The organism is Planktothrix sp. PCC 11201, assembly GCF_900009135.1.
Taxonomy (GTDB): Bacteria; Cyanobacteriota; Cyanobacteriia; order Cyanobacteriales; family Microcoleaceae; genus Planktothrix.
The window spans coordinates 832,422-850,559 of record NZ_LT797688.1 but is presented as its reverse complement, the minus strand read 5'-3'; the positions used below and the strand labels follow the sequence as shown (position 1 = coordinate 850,559).

Here is an 18,138-nt window from a genome sequence, read left to right as displayed (position 1 = left end):
AATTTTCGAGACGATCCAAGCCAGTAAGGGGTTTCAGCCTCTAAAATATACAGTTTAAATGCTCAACAGCTTATGTATTACTTTGTATAAAACTCCCTTATTCTCGTTTTTAACTTGGGGATACACTTGTTCAAAAACCTTTTGATACCGTGTTTCTAACTTATCATTTGCCACTTTAATTTAATCCTCCTTTCTCAATAGTTTTCCTAAAATAGTAAATTCCTCTGCTAATCCTTGAGCTTTGCGTTCCATCGGTTGCCAAACGTTTTTTTGCTTTTCATAATCTAAAGTAATTTCTTGGTGAGCTTTATCTAGTCTAGTTTGATAACGGTCAAAAATATCATTTTGAATTTTCTTAACATCTTTGTTGAGATAATCAATTTGTTCGATCAACCAACTGATCATTTCTTTAATTATCTCTGGTTCAGCTAGTTGTAGCTGATCATTCCAGTTTTTGAGAAGCTGTTCAGTGCTAGGAATTGTAGCATTATCACTAGAGCGTGTTTCCGATTTTGGGATCAACCAAAACCAGTGCAAAAAACTTCTAGTTTCTTCCTTCCAAGTTTCTTTTTTAATTGAAAACCCAGATTCACAGTTTAACCTAAATAAAAGTTCTCTTTTAACTTGGTTTAGCTGAGACTCAGGGAACCTGATTATTATGTTGGGTGCAATATCATTAACACCTTTTTCTAAATGGGATAAATGGCAATTTAAAAGCTCAACAACTGCCTCGTAAATTCTCTCTATTTCTTGACTAGAAATTTTGTTTAATACATCCTCCATAACATGATTAAGATGGATAGATAATTCATTTAACTCTTGATTGATTTGGGAAAGTTTCTTTTTATCATCATCTGTTTTAGCTTGTATTGTTTCACCGTTTTTAGCAATAGAAGCTGTATATCCTAAACCTATTAGCCGTTTTAAGTTATTTTCTAGGGGTTTGATATGGGAAAGGCTTGCTCTTTTTAGGTTAGGACTGTCTAAGTTTACTCTCCCACTATCTAAAGACGTTCCTACGGCTTCTAAAACTTGGTTTATCCCTTTTTTAAATTCTTGACGCCATCCAAAAAGAGGCCTTAATTTATTTCCTAATTCATTATAGGGTTTTTTTTCATTAATTTTTGAAATGGTGATTTGAAGTTGATACAAAGCATCATTTTTTGATTTCCCTGCAAAAATTTTTTTGATTTCCGTATCTATCTCTTCAAATGGCTTTCTCAGATTTTTATCGTTCTCTTCAAGAAATTGCTCAATCGCTAACCTAATATGTAATATATTCTCGCATTCCTGCTGGTATTCTTTTTTTGAACTATTAAGAATAGCTGTTGTTGTTTGTACAGCCCACTCTGCTACAGCATTTCCAGCATCTATATTAAACTGTTCTATAGCTTGGGGTATTACTAACTGGGGAAAGTGTTGAGTAATATGTTCCTTTAAATTCTGTTGAAATTCCTCTGCATAAGATTGTTGCCATAATGCTTTAGAAACTCTGATTCGATCATAGCTAGACCATTTTTGCACGTTACCTTGCAAGTCATCTAATACATCTTCAATTAATCCAAAAAAATTCTTGCGTGCTATTCTACACGCTTCAGCACTGAAAACATCATCATTATTTTGGATCTGAAGGGCTAGTAAAGCAGGCCATGTACTAAGCTTAACGACCTGTAAATTCTCAATATCTTCTGTATATTCTGTTAAGTGGTCAGTCAACTCATTTTTAATACTGTAGATAGTCTTTTTAATAAAGCGATGTTCTGTTTCTGGCCAATCTTTATCGGCTCTAAAAACGTCAATGCGATTCAAAATAAACAACATCCGCGCAGGAGAACCTCCTAAATCTTTTACCTGCTGTACAACTTCTTGCAACAAACTTTTTTGTTTCTGTACATCGGTTTCTTGACTATTATATGTTACAAGACATAACGCTTCCCGACATTGTTTAATAACATTTGCGTTCTCTTGATCACCCACATAGGACAAACCGGGTAAATCCAGAATTTTAACTTTTGTTCCGGGTGGTAGTTGTAGTTGAGATTCTTTTAAAAGCCGAAAAGGGTAAAAGATTGTTGATTGTGGACAAGCTAAATTCGGTTGTTTTTCTCTATTATCAATATAACTGATCATCACTTGATTTAAGCGTTGATAAATTCGATCTTCAGTAATCCCTTTCCATTCGCCACATTCCCACAATGCGCCCGGTGTTTCATGGATAATTAAAGATTTTTCCGGGTTATATTCAATAGTAACGGCTCCTGCACTCATTTCACTGACAGCTACAGGAACAATTTCTGCACCACATAACAAATTTACCAAAGTGCTTTTACCACTACTGGTGGTTCCTGTAGTCGCCAGAGTCAAAGTAGGATAACGAAGTTCATCAATCAAATGATTTAAAGCGTCCTCTAATTTCCTAGAAAGTTCTTGTATTTCAGGCTGATATGTTTCTGGTAAATATCCAGAAATTTCTGTAGCAAAATTATTCCAGTGTTCACTAAGCTTTTGAGCTTTGGATTCTACTTCGCCAAAAATTTTGTCTAATTGTTTACCCATGTGTCCAATCCTGCTGGTGATAGTAAATATGTATTTTAAATCACATATTTGAGCCACAACTCATCGAGGAATCACAGCCCGACTCTTCAATTATAGCTCAAAGTGAGCAGACTATAGCTGTAAGGATAAGATATAACTTTCTTTACAATTGAGCTTGGGACAAAAATCAGGATCACTTTGCATTGCAACCAGGAGTTACAGATTTAATAGTAAGCCCTTCAGCACCATCTCCCGTAGTAAGCCCTTCAGGGCTTTCTTAAAAAAGATGGAATAGAGTCATGAAGGGCTCACTACGATGGTTGAAGAATTTGATGGATAGTTGATACTTGTTGAGCGTAGTTTTCTTGAGTTAAAACAGGTCTACTATGGGTTAAAGGAATCATTTCTTGTAACTTAATCCAAGAACGACAGCCTCCATAACTAGGATGATAAGGAATGTTATAAACTTGAGAGAGTTTATAGGTTCTCAGTAATAAAATATAGAGGGGTTGCTGGGGTTTAAATTGAAGGCGATCGCGCACAAATTCTTGATTCCAAATATGATATTTTATTAAAGAATGGATTGAAGATTCATTTTGAGCATTATTCCATGATAAAATGTGAGTAATTTCAGCAAAACTGCTAATTTTAATGGTTTTAGGATGCCAACCAGAAGAGACAGGTTGCACAAGGTTCGCATATTCAGGTTTTAATAAAGTGGGTTTTTGATGTTCCAAGGTAGGATAGAGTAGAATTTTATCGTGATCTACCTTAAATTTCCCCCCCTGTTCGCGAATTCCTCCTTTTCTTAATAACATAATGGTTTTACCCATTTCTAAGGCTTGAATGGCAATATCCCATTCTTTGAAAGCGTAATTTGTGACGGTTTCCATGATTTAACTATAGATGCTAATTTTTGCTAAAATTATATACAATAATAATCTGAAACTGGGAAAATCAACATGAAAAAACGAACTCTGGGTCAATCTGATATTTTAATTACTCCCATTTTAATCGGAACTTGGCAAGCGGGAAAACGGATGTGGGTGGGCATTGAAGATGCAGAAACGATTAAAGCCATTCGTGCCGCCTTTGATGCGGGTATTACCACCGTTGATACCGCAGAAATTTATGGGGAAGGACACTCGGAAAAAATTGTAGCTCAAGCCCTATCTGATGTCCGGGATCAAGTTGTTTATGCTAGTAAAGTTTTTGCCAATCATTTAAAATATGATCAAGTGATTGAAGCTTGTGAACGATCTTTAAAAAATCTGAATACCGATTATATTGACCTCTATCAAATTCATTGGCCTTCTGGATTTATGAATTCGGAAATTGTTCCTATTGCAGAAACTATGAAGGCTTTAAATCACTTAAAAGAACAGGGAAAAATTCGAGCCATTGGTGTTTCTAATTTTTCTCGTTCTCAATTAGAAGAAGCTGCCCAATATGGAAGAATAGAAAGTCTACAACCCCCCTATTCTTTATTCTGGAGAAAGGTAGAAAAAGATGCCATGCCCTATTGCATTGAACAGAATATTTCGATTTTAGCCTATTCTCCCTTAGCCCAAGGATTATTAACCGGAAAATTCGGTCATGATCATCAATTTTCCGAAGGAGATCATCGGTCTAAAAATAAACTGTTTGCCGATAAAGAGCATTATCAACGGGTACAAAATGCCCTAGACCAATTAAGACCCATTGCCGAAGGTTATCACTGTACTTTAGGACAATTGGCGATCGCTTGGTTAATTGCTCAACCTCAAACTAACGCCATTATTGGGTTTAGAAATACCGAACAAGCCCAACAAAATACTCTGGCGACTCAGATTCCTCTTTCCCCCGAAGATCTTGCAGAAATCGATAAAATTGGAAAGACTGTTACCGATTATTTAGATGATAGTCCAGTGATGTGGAATTTTTAAAAGGTGATATTCTTAACCCATTCCCCATCACGGATTTAAGAGAATTACGCACATTAACCCTGCCCTCAATTTGATTAAGAGACAGATTAAAATCCGTGAAATCCGTGAAATCCCCTTAAATCTGTGATCCAAATCCTTGCTGAGACACTAATTCAATACAAAGTTGATTCACAACTTCCGCATCTACCTGTTTCGGCAAGGTAGAATTTTCTGCCGCTTGGTCGAGTTTTTCATACAAACCTTTAGCTATTTCCATCACCTGATCATAAGTATATTTCCCTTTTTTGATAGCTAATAATTCCTCCGCATCTCCAGTTTCCCGACGGTCTACAATTAAAGATTGAGTTTCTAAAACCTCAATTCCGGTTTTTAATAGCCGAATTGCTTGCATGGCAAATTTGCAATCATATCCCACCTTCGCCTCCATTTCCGCCCGATCTCGATTGCGATTTTTCTTCCAATCTTGGTAATGTTGGTATTCTCTACAAGCCCGTTGATACTGTTGACTTTTTTGCAATAATTGGATAAAATCATTAGAGGAATTAGACAACTTTTGAGTCATTTCTAAAGTAGATTCTGGTAGGGGATACTGTTTTAAAATCCCTTTAAAATCGATGTCCGCCGTTAGCAGTTTATAGAGTTCTTGGGTGGGTTCTAAAAATTCAATTCGATCGCGAACTAACCCATATAAATATTCTAAAAAACCATTCATCTGACTAACGGTTAAGGGTGGTGTCTCCACCAAACCAAATTCCGCCGCTGTGGGTTTCCCCGTTGGTGGATTCAATAACCAACGGCGATGGGATTCTAACTTTTTAATTTGAGCATAGCCATAGCCAGAATAGGTCTGTTTAACTTTTTTAGATAAAAAAATCTGACGATGTTCTTTCAATCGTTCCCCAACTTCCGTCAAATGAACATAATCTTTAAACCATAATAATTCTAAAATATTAGGGTTATTATCAATCAAGAGTTTCAGAAATTTTTTTAATTCATATAAACAGGTATCTTGAGATAAAAAGGGAAACTTTTCTGTGGGTTCTGTTTCCCAACCCCGATCTTTTTGTTCAATGATATTAAATCCCAAATAATAGGGTTCGGTGGCAATAAATACCCCACGATAATCGTAATCAGAAGTGGGTGTGTCCAGTCCATAACCTCTGGAACCCGTTAACGCCAGTAAAATTGTCCGGTTTTCAATCTCTAAACGGTTCATAAGGTTCTTCGCCTTTAGTGCTAAGATAAAAAGAACCCACCTCAATATTGATTCAGGCGGGTTCATTCTCATTCAAACAAAGCCAAGAAAATTAAGGGTTGGCGGCTTGGGCGGCTAGAATTTGTTTTAGTTTTTCTAATTCATTAGCCCAACGAGGATCGGGTTGGAAGGAATCATCACCACTGCTTCTCGATGTAGAAGTTTGACCACCGGAAGAATGTTTTGATTTTTTGTTCCGGTTTTTACCACTCCCACCACTTTTCGGCATATTACCCGATGATTTAACCGGTTGTTGAACCGGCTGTTGCTGTTGCTGTTGCTGTTGTTGGGGTTGATCATCTTCTCCACCGTTTTCCTCCTCACCAACACCGTCACCTTTTCCTTTTTTCCGAGGTAATGCTTTTTCTATTTTTAGAGCATTTTCTCTAAACATTACCCCATTATATTTTTCAACAATTTGATCCGCGACTTCATCGGTCTGCACCGTTACAAATCCAAAACCCCGACATTTGCCAGTTTTGCGATCGGTAATTACCTTAGCAGAAACGGTATCTCCTTCTTCTGCAAAGACATCTTGTAATTCTTTGCGTTCTAATTCTTTAGGAAGATTACCAATATAAAGACGAACGGACATAAGTAGAACCTCCAAGTTAAATGAAAAATAAGTAAACGAAATCATCCCCAACCTGTGTCGTTTAAAAACACAAGTTGAGGATCAACCCCCAAGCCATCAGCACTTGGGCTGGTTAAATTAAACTCAACAACCAACTCCATCTTAAAATTAAGATAAAGTCCTATTATTCTCTCCATGTTGAACTTATCATGTAGGGAAAGCGGGTTTGCTCGGTTGTCTTGTAAACTTTTTGCCATCTGTCAAAACTTAATGCTATAGAGTTTTGTTATCTCTGTGTTCAAAAATAGATTTAACTTCCTATAGCTAAAACCATATAAAGTTAACTCACTGGATGTTAACTTCCTGACTTTGCATTGCCAATAGTTGATTACAGCATTCAACAAAAATTGAATCATTTCTTTAAGTTGCTGCTTCGCCTTGTACCAGTCAGGCTATTGAGTGGAACCTAGAACCTTTGCTATGGGTTTTCCAGTACCGGATCGTCATAAGACAATCCCTAGGATAGCACATCCTGGAACATAGTTCTAGGGTTCTGCCAAGATTTTCGCATTTAATTTGGCAAACTTTCTGAACTTTCATCAACCGAGTGATCGGAATAACTCTATCCAAAAAGGGATAAGGTTGTTTTGACTCTTTGGTTAAAGAATGTATCACTAATCGGTCAAAAAAAGCAATCTTTCTGGATCAACTTCATTTTACCAGCCGCCTTGAGATGCCAGGTAAACCCCCCAGAGGGTGAGAATAACGGCCAAAATCGTTGACCACAGGGGATGTCCCCCCCGTAGGACTGTCCGAGAATCGGAGGTTTCTAGGGTTTCCACATCCACCCAGGGTGTCGCCCCCCGTCGCCACCATCCCGTTACCTTAACCGTTTGAGTAATCAATTCCTGGGGATGACGAATGCGTGGCAAAAAATTGGTCAGGGGGGTTTTTTCGGGGAGATAATGGAGTTTGACGATTCCGCTTGGGGTTTGTAGGATCAAATCTTGAGCAAAGGTATTTCTTAAACCGCTTCGACCGAGGAGTTGACCAGTTAAACAAATCGGTTGACTATCAACCGGAATAGTCTTAGGGTTGACCACTAAATCCAATAAGTTAGGTTGATTTAAAATATTAGTGGGTTTGATTTCGGGAAAAAAGGGATTAATCCGAATTAAAATACCTAAGCCACAACCAATGGTAATTGAAGCCGTCATAATCCAATAGTCTCCCCATAACCATTCTAATTGCCATAGTCCTAAAAGAGAACAGAGTCCCCCCATTAACCAAATGATTCCCCCAATGATCATTCCAGAGGGAATACCAAAAAACGGCGCACCTTGTAGTAATAAGGGGGAATTGTTGGTGAGTAATTTGGGGGGTTTAGCTGGGGTAATATTCGATAGATCAAATTCGGGTTCTAATTTCCAATAATTCGCATAAAAACCGAGGATTTTTAAGCGTTCTCCAATTAGGGGATGGGATTGATTTAAGGTTAATTCAGGGGTGTAACAATTGGTTAAATCCCAGGTTAATAAAGAATTGATTGATCTGTAAGCTGTTAAACTACCGAAGGTTAAAGCCTGTTGATGATTAATTGGAATCAATCTATCGAAAGATTCTAAAAGAAAGCTGGTTTTTCCCTCGGTTTGAATGGTTTGGGATAATTTTATCGTAATTTTTAATAATGCACGACTTAAAGCATTGGGATTTCCGGTGAGGTTACAAGCCATGCGATCGCTATAATAAACTCGACGACGGGATAAATACAAGGAGGGAAATCTTAAAAGTTTATATAATCCATAACATAACGGACAGATAAAAATAGAGATTGCATTCAAAATTTGATGTAAAATACCTCGGATAATGGCTGGAAGCGGAATATTAAGATCGGGTAATTTTTCGGTTAATTCTGCTAAATACCAATAGATTAAATAGGGAATTTGACTAACCAATGTTGCCAAAGACATTACCGCGAAATCCCATTCCCCGATGGTCGCAATTTCTCTGGCAAATAGGACGGCAATTTCATCTTCTGTTAATTGATCTAATAATCCTTGACTCACAACTATTCTAGCAAATCGTCGCAAATTTCCATAGGAAAAAATCACCGGATTATCAATGGATAATAGTTTGATTTCAGGCATTTTAATTTTTTTCTTTTGGCAATAATTTCTTAATAGTTTATTGGTTTCTTGACTTTGATTAAATAATGTGGTTAAAGGTAAAGGTTTTAATCCATAACTCAGTTTTAGCAATCCATCCCATAACCAAGGTAAGAAGATAAATAAAATCAATAGAGTGATATAAACTCCTGGGGTGGGATTTTGATAAAATAAAGGAATCGGTTGTACAATAGGCAGCCAAGATAAACTATTATTCGTGAGTTTCATCAATTCCTCTAATAAACGAGGAGTTAACCAAATTATTGCTAAAACAGTTAGGGAAAGTTCCGCAAACAATCGGGATGTTTGCCAAATCCAACCCACAGCAAAGACAAATAAAATAATAAAAATAATTTGCCAAGGTTGACTGGATAATTGTTGCCAAGGATTTAAAATGGGTTGCCAAATCCAAATTTGATTTAAACTATTATTAATAAAAGCAAAAACAATCGGAATAAACCAAGTTAAACCGACAGCCATTAATAATTGTTCTAGTTTAAAATAACTCGATTGTAAAGGTTTAAGTTGTTGCCAATTCGTAGCTCGTCCAGCTTGTCGCCATTGCCATTCTTGAGACTGGGGTGGCGGTTGAATAATTTCCGGTTCTAAATTAATAGAAGAATCGGGAATTTTTGCTTGAGAACTTGGGGGGATTTTTGCGGTTTTTTTCAGATTTAAAGGTGTGGGTTGAGATAAAGAAGGATTCGGGGACTTTTTCGGAGGTGATGGGGAGGAAAGTTTGGGAGTTTTGGCTAGAGTCGATTTAGCTTTTGTGGGTTGTAGATTAGGATTTAACGGGATAAAACCCGTTTCTGTAATAGGGGGTAATTCTGAAGGTTGAGGTGCAATATTAGGACTAATATTTTGGAGCTTAGGGGGATGGCGTTTTAATAATTGTCTTAAATAATCCGTAGCCCAATTTTTAATATTTTCCTGCTGAGATTGAGTTAAACTCTGACATAAATTAATCGCTAATTTAGTATTTCCTGTGCGTTCATAAGCAATCACTAACCCCATTTGCGCCTTAAATTGACCGGAATTATCAGATTGAGCAACAGGTTCTAAAAAAGCGATCGCCTGTTGATAATTCTTCTGTTTTAACGCTGCTAATCCTGATGCTAAATCCGATGAATTGGGGGATAAATTGGAGGAAGACATAGGAGAAATTAAGAATTAAAACAAGTTAACATTCACGGTTTAAGGGGAAAACCCATATCCTAAAATCATAAAAATGATTGATTCGATCTCATCTAAAGGGTTGAAAATTGATGGAAAGCACAATAAATCCTATTGTACCCATTTTCTTGATCAAAATATCTTAAAATTCCTTTGATTACATATTTTAATCAACTTTCTTCTAGGAAAAAAAATTAAACCTGACATTTGATCCCCAAGGAGTGATACAATGGCTTGGCTCAAAATCAGCTATTATGGATACAAATTACTTATTTCTAGCATTTCAATTTACCTCTCCCGGCCCCATCATCTTTGAAATCGGGCCGTTATCAATTCGGTGGTATGGCTTGTTAATTGCCTCGGCGGTCTTGATTGGAGTATCCTTATCTGGGTATCTTGCCAGTCGTCGCCAAATTGATCCCGAACTGATTGGAGATTTAGCTATTTGGTTAGTGATTGGAGCGATTCCTTTTGCCAGATTGTATTATGTGGTATTTCAATGGGAAAGTTATGCCGATAATCCCGGGAATATTATGGCAATTTGGAAGGGAGGAATTGCCATTCATGGAGCAATTATCGGCGGATTAATAGCCACTTTACTATTTGCTAAAATTAAACAAATTCCCTTTTGGCAATTAGCCGATATAATTGCCCCTTCTTTGATTTTGGGTCAAGCTATCGGCAGATGGGGTAACTTTTTTAATTCTGAAGCATTCGGAAGTCCAACGGATTTACCTTGGAAACTTTATATTCCCCCGGAACGCCGCCCTAATGGTTTTGAATCCTACGAATATTTTCACCCAACTTTTTTATATGAATCCCTGTGGAATTTAACTATATTTGCCCTATTAATCACCTTATTCTTAAAAGGTTTAAAAGGCAAACATCCTTTAAAATCAGGGACAATATTCTTGGTCTATTTATTGACCTATAGTTTGGGTCGAATTTGGATTGAAGGATTACGCACGGATAGTTTAATGTTAGGGTCTTTAAAAATGGCTCAACTGGTTAGTTTGACGGCGATGATGTTAGGGTTATTTGGTTTAATTTGGTTATATGGATTGAAGCGAACCTTACCCGATATTGTGCAGAAATCCCATCCCTCGGAATCCGAATAAAAAAAGCCCTAGACTCAATTGTCAGGGCTTTAACCAGGGTGCATCTACCATTCTTGTCTTCTCAGTGGCTCAGTTGAGATCCGGAAAAAATAGAAATCCAGCGTCAATTTTAGGAAATTAGAATATCATGGAACCGGATATCGCATTACTCAAACCTGCGGTTTATATTGTTGGAGCAGGGCCGGGTGATCCAGAATTATTAACTGTGAAAGCTCAAAGATTATTAGCCTGTGCGGATGTAATTGTATTTGCCGATTCTCTAGTTCCTCAACAGATTTTAAAGGGGGTGCGGGCGGAGGCAGAATTAATTAAAACCTCTGATAAAACCTTAGAAGAAATTGTTCCTTTCATGATTCAAAGAGTTCATCAAGGGCGTTCTGTTGTCAGATTACATTCGGGTGATCCGAGTTTATATGGGGCTATTTATGAGCAAATACAACAACTAATAGAGGCAGAAATTGAGTTTGAAATTGTCCCTGGAATTAGTGCTTTTCAAGATGCGGCGGCTAAATTAAAAATAGAATTAACTGTCCCGGAATTGGTACAAACAATTATTTTAACCAGGGTGAGTGGGAGAGCAACTAGTGTTCCTGCGGATGAGGAATTAGAAAGTTTAGCGGCTCATAAAGCTAGTTTATGTTTATATTTGAGTGCGCGTTATGTGGAAGAAACTCAGCAAAAGTTAATCAAATATTATCCCGCAGAAATGCCGATTGCTATTTGTTATCGTTTGGGATGGCCAGATGAAAAAATCCGGGTAGTTCCCTTAGAAAAAATGGCACAAGTTACCCAGGAAGAAAACTTAATTAGAACCACCCTTTATGTAATTAGTCCCGCTTTAGCAAAAACGCCCCAGGCTTCAACTTTTAGATCGAAATTATATAACCCGGAACATTCCCATTTATTCCGTCAGCCAGACCCAGACTTGGGCGAGGAGACCTCGCCCCTACGGTGTACTTATGAATTTTAATCAAAAAAATATTATTATTACTGGTGGTTCCAGTGGAATTGGTAAAGCAACGGCTCAATTGTTAGTGAGTTTAGGGGCAAATTTAACCCTTATTGCTCGAAATCAAACCATCCTTGACCAAGCCCAAAAGGAAATTAACGCGGTAAAATTGTATCAAAAGCAAAAAATTTTTACCCTTTCTGCGGATGTTTCGGTGCGGGAAGAAGCGGAAAATGCTATCAAACAAGCCATAATAGTTTTGGGAGGCGTAGATATTTTAATTCTCTCGGCGGGTACGGCCTATCCGGGGTATTTTAGAGAACTTCCGCTAGAAGTTTTTGAACAAACAATGGCGGTTAATTATTGGGGATCTTTGTATTGTATTCGAGAAGTTTTACCTACAATGATAGCACAAAAACAGGGTAAAATTATTATGATTTCATCGGGGGCTGGATTAATTGGAATTTATGGTTATACCGCCTATAGTCCTACTAAATTTGCCCTCAGAGGATTAGCGGAATCCCTGCGAGGGGAATTAAAACCCTTGGGAATTCAAGTTTCTATTGTTTATCCCCCGGATACTAATACCCCGCAATTAATCGCTGAAAATAAGACTAAACCTTTAGAAACAAAAGCCATTACCGGAACCGTGAAACCTTGGGAACCCGAGGATATTGCTCAAGAAATTGTCAGGGGAATGATGAATAAAAATAAATTTGCGATCGCTCCTGGATTAGAAATTAAACTTCTAAATACTTTCCATAGTTTACTCTTTCCCCTATTAAGTCGCTATTTTGATTCCCTAATTAAACGGATAAAAAGTTAAATTAGGGTTAAGATTCATCCAAAGTGGATCAATCTATGCAACACTTTAGTTCAACAGGTAAACTATTGATAGAATATCCTAGACAAGAGTTAAATTTGATCCCAAGAACTTTTAATTATTATTCCATTGGGAGTAAAAAACCATGACTAAACCTTTCAAAAATCGCACCAAAATTGTTGCCACTATTGGCCCGGCGAGTAAATCCCCAGAAATTATTCGTCAAATGCTGAATGCAGGAATGAATGTTGCTCGATTAAATTTTTCCCATGGCAGTTATGAAGATCATGCGGAAATGGTAAAACTGCTGCGACAAGTTGCTAAAGAATGTGATACTCCGATTACCTTATTACAAGATTTACAGGGGCCAAAAATTCGGATTGGTCTGCTACCATCGGGAGAAATAGAATTAGTTGAAGGTGAATTATTAACCTTAGTTCCCGTTGATAGTTTTGAAAATCAACCGAATACCGTCCCCATTGATTATCCCTATTTATCCGAAGAAGCCAAGCCCGGATCGCAAGTTTTACTTGATGATGGATTATTGGAATTAAAAATAGAAGAAATTCAAGGAAATTCCGTTCAATGTCGCATCATTGAAGGAGGAACCCTAAAAAGTCGTAAAGGGGTGAATTTACCCAGTTTAATTTTGCGTCTTCCCTCCTTAACGGAGAAAGATATACAGGATTTAGACTTTGGGATTTCTCAAGGGATAGACTGGGTTTCCCTGAGTTTTGTTCGTCGGGCTGAGGATGTTATCGCCTTAAAAACGTTATTAGCCCAAAAGGGGGCTTCAGAAATTCCGGTGATTGCTAAAATTGAAAAACCCCAAGCGATCGCTAACTTAGAATCTATTATCAATGAATGTGATGGTTTAATGGTTGCACGGGGGGATTTAGGGGTAGAAATGAGTCCCGAAAAAGTCCCTTTATTGCAAAAACAAATCATTCGGATGTGTAATCAAAAAGGGATTCCCGTGATTACCGCCACCCAAATGTTAGATAGCATGATTCATAGTGCCCGTCCGACTCGCGCCGAAGCCAGTGACGTTGCCAATGCAATTATTGATGGTACGGATGCGGTGATGTTATCGGGAGAATCTGCTGTTGGTAAATTCCCGGTGAAATCAGTACAAATGTTATCGAAAATTGCCAGTGATGTTGAACCGGAAATCGAATTTAAAAATTATCCGGCGGTGATGTCTGATGAAACCCATGCTTTAAGTGAAGCGTTGAATATCATTGATAAAACCCTGAAGTTACATTGTATTGTTGCCTATACCAGTAGCGGATATACGGCAATTTTAGCCGCCGGAGAACGCCCCAAGGTTCCCGTTATCGCCCTGACTCCCAACCATAAAGTTTATCACCGTTTAAATTTAGTTTGGGGTGTGAAACCGATTTTATTAGAACATCAAGTCGATTCTTTTGAAGGGTTAATTGATCTCGCCCAAACTAAATTATTAGACCGGAATTTAGCTCAAGTTGGAGATAAAATTCTAATTATTGGGGGGGTTCCAACTAAAAAAGCTCGGGGTACAAATTTCTTAAAAATTCACACAATTGCGGATTAATCTTTCTAGCCCCAACCAATCCCCTTAACTAACGACAATTCTCCTTACTTGGGGTAACTATAGTAATCCGTGTAGGATTTGTGATCAAAACCCGTAGGGGTTGGGTCTCCCAACCCAGGCGCAAAGAGGGTTGGGAGACCCAACCCCTACGATAAAATGTTACAACCTCCGTCTCGCGCGTCGCGGATTGCTATATATAGCGCCACGCATTACAGTTAGGACAATTCTAAATCCAGCAAACTCATTCACTGCTTACTGTTCCGGTGTTTCGGTGTTCTAAGAGTGCGTAGTGCTATAGGTTAAAATAGGTTAAAATAAGTGTTAGGTGATTGCCCGCACTGCGCTTACACACCCTACAATTGAGGTGAATTATGGAATCTGTTATTAAACTTTCGGCCCTGAATCCCCGTTCAATCGAAATTCGCTTAATTGAAGGTCGGGATGAGGCGTGTATTTGGGTGAATGAAGATTATTTTTCCTTAGTGACGGGGCAAAAACTTAATATTTCTTCTACTTCTAGCTTACAAGAAGGGGTTAATTTATTAAACTTGATGATTAAGACCTATCCGCTTAAAGAACGAATTCTCAGAGGGTTATTTGGTCAAGATTGGTGTGGACGTTTTGAACTTTATATTGATGGAAAGTTACGAGGAACTTATAATAAAAGTGGCGGTGAGCTTATGGGTTCCGGTAAATATACCGTTGCTAAAATTGAACTCAATATTGAAATTCGTCCTGAACTCACCCCAACCCCAACCCCAACCCCAACCCCACGCCCTGATACCACCATCGAAGAGATTATAAACAGATTACAAAAAATCAAGGGTATGAATCCTACCCATTTCCAAAATGTAGGATATTCAACCCCCTACATTACATTAAAGAATAATATAAAAATTAATGTTTGGAAAAACTTAGTAGAAGTTGATCATGTGTTTTTGATTGACCCGGAGGGAAATTGTTGTTTTGCGGGTTATGTGGCATGGGTTCGTCGTAAAAAATTCTATCGAGCTTTACAGCAAATTCGGAATGATTTTTCTGGGGTTTAAAGAGCAATCGCTTTTAATTTAATCATTTAATTAAAATATCAAAACCAATTTTTATCTTTATTTCTTTGAGATTTAACAACAATAAACAGGGCAATAACCCCTAAACCAATCGTCATTCCAGGTTCAGGAACACTAGCGGCTTTATTAAGTGGATTATTGGGTTTATTTAACTGTTCTTTACCATCCTCTATCTTCCGATTAAATCGATCATTAGAAGCTTCTGCGGCTTTCAAGGCTTGACGTTGTTCATCATTAACTAAAACAATCATCGAAGAATAGGGAGTAACAATATTATAGGTCTTGGCGATCGCATGAATAGCATCTAATTTAGCCAATTGTTGTTCAGGGTTTTTCTGACTTAATCCCCGAACTAATAATCGCGCTGCAATCGGTTCAAACCCCTGAGATTCTGTGGCTTTTTCCGTCGTTTTTTCCATGAACCAAGCATAGCCATCCGCCACGGTTAAAACCTGGGGTTTTTCTTGATTTTTTCCTGACTTGGGTTGAGTTGAACCTGCCAATTTTTGGGTTAATTGTTCCGTTGTCGCCACCCGTTTCATCACTTCAGAAATATCGGTCGAAACCCCGCCCCCACTATGTTGAATCATCTTTAAAGTTCCATCTTCATAAGCACCAGCCAGGGAACCCAAATGAACAATCCACAGGGGAACTGCAAGCTGAGGAACCCCGGTTTTATCTTCTGATAACTCATAACTGCCTTCATCACTAATTAATACAATTCCGTCGTAGGTTCGATTACCTCGCAACTGTACAAACTGGCGTAACATCTCTTTAATTTGTAAGGTTCCATAAAAGACTTTTTGCTTGACCTGAAACTGTGGCAAATCATTTATAAATTGCGGTTGATTTCCCGCCGTTGCAGTAACATATAAATCCGTTTGATTCTGGGGAATAATATTCTGCTTAAACCAATCTAAGGTTTTCGCTAATTCCTGTTTATGGGTTCCCATACTGCGAGAAGTATCCAAAATAATCGCAAATCGTTGATTTTGGGGTAAAATATAATCCTTTTCTGCTAAGGGTTGAGCCGTAATTTTATAATCAGCTAAACTGACTTGATGGGATTGCATCGGCTGTTGAGCGGCGGGTAAACTGGCCTCTAACCAATCTTTTTCAAATCCTTTAATTGATTTTTGATTTCTAATTCTTTTCGTGGCTTTTGTCCAGAAAATATTACGTTTTTCTCCCAATTTAGGCAAGGGCCATTGATTACCTTGAACCATGACTTTATAGGTTAACCACAGATGCAATTCTGCGGGAGGGTTAGGATTATTTATCTCCCAAGAAACTAATTTCGGCGGAATAGGAAATGCACGCAGTCGATAATGTTGGGTTCCCACTTGTTCTAACAATGCCGGGTCAACGGGACGTTCCCGTTTAACTTGAGAATTATATACTTTTTGCGCCGCCCCCCGGGGAGAAACCGTAAAGGGAAAACGGCTGGCTTTATTATTCGTATCTCCTAACCAAATGCCCGTAATTACGGCGGTTTCAGGTAAGGTGAAAGAGTAAAAAATTTCCTCTACATCCTTAGTTTGATTTTGATAAATTTCGTGGATTTCCACCTCGCCCCAGTCCCCCTGTTCTTGAACAGTAACTTCTTGTTTGGCTAACCAAACTTTTTTCTGATTGATATTCAATAAACCCGCTTTAGCATCATCTAAAATAACTGTAGATTTAAGCGCGTGTTGAATCGCCAGACGTTCGGCTTTTTCAATCGGAGTATCAAAAAAATTAGCATAGAGTTTCTCGGCTTTGTCCGCATCTTTCTCTAAATCTCCTTGATAAAGAAAGGGAGACATCAGTTGATTATAACTATTCTGAATCCCATCTAAAAGAGGTTGAGGCAAATTAAAAACATCTTTATACATTGCCTCCATCGAATTACTATCTTTAACCGCTCCTAAATAACGATAGGGGGATAAATAGGCATTGACTAATCCTTTCCGAATAGATTCAGATTGGGCTAATAATTCTTGTTTTTGGGGTTCGGTTTGGGGAATATTTTCTAACTTTTGAAAGGCTAAAACTTGAGGTTGACGAAGGAAACCGATTAATAATACAGTCCAAAGGGTTACAACTCCTAATGAGATTTGGGTGGCGCGAGTCCGACCATATTGGGTTGAAAAGTTGCGTAAAATTCGCTGTCCTGAATGAACATAAAGAGCAACTAAAGCCGAAGGCATTCCTAAAAATAATGTGGCTGTTCCGGCGTAAAGAATAGTCAGCACAGCAAAACCTAACAAGAAATTATGAGTTAAATCCCACCAAAGATATTCTAAAAAATTCCATGAAAATAACTGTCTTAACAGAACTACAGCAGCCGGAACAGCATAATACAGCAGAACTATTCCTAAATAAAATCCGACCAATAACATCAGGCTATGGACAGCCAGTTGTATTCCTGATAAAACTCCAGAGGTTTTATGCTGTTTTTGTCCTAAATATCCCCAGACTAATTCTACAAAAAAGGCAGTGATACAAATTAAAATAGTGCTTAATACAAAACGACTAGCCGGGGTCATTTCCCGCAGAATAAATAACCGCACCAGACAGAATAAAAATAGCGGTGCTTCTACACCATAAAATAACCGGATTAACTCTACAGGTCTTTGACGAAAATGCCGATTGGCAATAATCACGCAAACGGTGGGAATGGCAATTAAAGCGAGTATTGTTAAGGTAAATTCTAGTTCGATTTCTCCAGCAAAGGTGGCTAAAACCAGGAAAATTGCTAGAAAGGGTAAAATCCAAATATAAACAACGGTGAGGAAGGTCACATTCCACAACCAAAAAATTAATCCGAATAGAGCATGAAGGGTTTTAGTTGTATTCATATCGCCTGATTAAGCTGTGTATGAAGGTAGAAGATTTGAACAAAAACTATCGCACTTACTCAGTCTTCAAGTTTAACGATCTACACTTGAGCTATCAAGGATTACTGAATTGTAGAAATATAAGTTTACAATTTTTTC

General features: G+C 37.9%; 13 protein-coding genes. 6 read left to right on the top strand and 7 right to left on the bottom strand.

Annotated features, from left to right (window positions below):
• Positions 1-180: 180 nt before the first annotated feature.
• Together PL11201_RS04420 and PL11201_RS04415 are read right to left on the bottom strand one after the other, a co-directional pair.
• Entirely contained in the window at positions 181-2,556 is a 2,376-nt protein-coding gene (locus PL11201_RS04420; RefSeq protein ID WP_079677369.1) for a dynamin family protein, read from the bottom strand.
• 290 nt (positions 2,557-2,846) lie between these two features.
• On the bottom strand, positions 2,847-3,428 hold the full coding sequence (locus PL11201_RS04415) for a DUF1802 family protein (RefSeq protein ID WP_079677368.1): 582 nt from the start codon (positions 3,426-3,428) through the stop codon (positions 2,847-2,849).
• Positions 3,429-3,497: 69 nt separating this feature from the next.
• Between PL11201_RS04415 and PL11201_RS04410 the strand changes: the two genes are divergently transcribed.
• On the top strand, positions 3,498-4,460 hold the full coding sequence (locus tag PL11201_RS04410) for an aldo/keto reductase (RefSeq protein ID WP_079677367.1): 963 nt from the start codon (positions 3,498-3,500) through the stop codon (positions 4,458-4,460).
• 115 nt (positions 4,461-4,575) lie between these two features.
• On the opposite strand, the gene PL11201_RS04405 is transcribed toward PL11201_RS04410, so the two are convergent.
• The 4 genes from PL11201_RS04405 to PL11201_RS04390 all read right to left on the bottom strand — a co-directional run bounded on the left by PL11201_RS04405 (position 4,576) and on the right by PL11201_RS04390 (position 9,612).
• On the bottom strand, positions 4,576-5,676 hold the full coding sequence (locus PL11201_RS04405; protein WP_079677366.1) for a nucleotidyltransferase domain-containing protein: 1,101 nt from the start codon (positions 5,674-5,676) through the stop codon (positions 4,576-4,578).
• Positions 5,677-5,767: 91 nt separating this feature from the next.
• Positions 5,768-6,310: an RNA recognition motif domain-containing protein gene (locus PL11201_RS04400; protein ID WP_079677365.1), complete on the bottom strand. Its 543-nt coding sequence runs from the start codon at positions 6,308-6,310 to the stop codon at positions 5,768-5,770.
• Between the two features lie 41 nt (positions 6,311-6,351).
• Positions 6,352-6,546, bottom strand: coding sequence for a hypothetical protein (locus PL11201_RS04395; RefSeq protein ID WP_079677364.1), 195 nt, complete (start codon positions 6,544-6,546; stop codon positions 6,352-6,354).
• A gap of 459 nt (positions 6,547-7,005) precedes the next feature.
• Positions 7,006-9,612 (bottom strand): zinc metalloprotease HtpX, encoded by a 2,607-nt coding sequence (locus PL11201_RS04390; protein ID WP_079677363.1) that lies wholly within the window; start codon positions 9,610-9,612, stop codon positions 7,006-7,008.
• Positions 9,613-9,884: 272 nt separating this feature from the next.
• On the opposite strand from PL11201_RS04390, the gene lgt reads away from it, so the two are divergent.
• The 5 genes from lgt (at position 9,885) to PL11201_RS04365 (ending at position 15,142) form a co-directional block, all read left to right on the top strand.
• Positions 9,885-10,748, top strand: a complete 864-nt coding sequence (lgt, locus tag PL11201_RS04385) for a prolipoprotein diacylglyceryl transferase (protein ID WP_079677362.1) — start codon at positions 9,885-9,887, stop codon at positions 10,746-10,748.
• 127 nt (positions 10,749-10,875) lie between these two features.
• Positions 10,876-11,718, top strand: coding sequence for a precorrin-4 C(11)-methyltransferase (gene cobM, locus PL11201_RS04380; protein WP_079677361.1), 843 nt, complete (start codon positions 10,876-10,878; stop codon positions 11,716-11,718).
• Complete coding sequence (locus tag PL11201_RS04375) at positions 11,708-12,523, top strand: SDR family oxidoreductase (protein WP_079677360.1); 816 nt, start codon at positions 11,708-11,710, stop codon at positions 12,521-12,523. Before cobM ends, PL11201_RS04375 begins: the two co-directional genes overlap by 11 nt.
• Before the next feature lie 142 nt (positions 12,524-12,665).
• Entirely contained in the window at positions 12,666-14,093 is a 1,428-nt protein-coding gene (gene pyk / locus PL11201_RS04370; RefSeq protein WP_079677359.1) for a pyruvate kinase, read from the top strand.
• 371 nt (positions 14,094-14,464) lie between these two features.
• Positions 14,465-15,142 (top strand): hypothetical protein, encoded by a 678-nt coding sequence (locus tag PL11201_RS04365; protein ID WP_079677358.1) that lies wholly within the window; start codon positions 14,465-14,467, stop codon positions 15,140-15,142.
• 38 nt (positions 15,143-15,180) lie between these two features.
• Here PL11201_RS04365 and PL11201_RS04360 read toward each other — a convergent pair whose 3' ends face one another.
• Positions 15,181-18,000, bottom strand: a complete 2,820-nt coding sequence (locus tag PL11201_RS04360) for a TIGR02921 family PEP-CTERM protein (RefSeq protein ID WP_079677357.1) — start codon at positions 17,998-18,000, stop codon at positions 15,181-15,183.
• Positions 18,001-18,138: the final 138 nt, after the last annotated feature.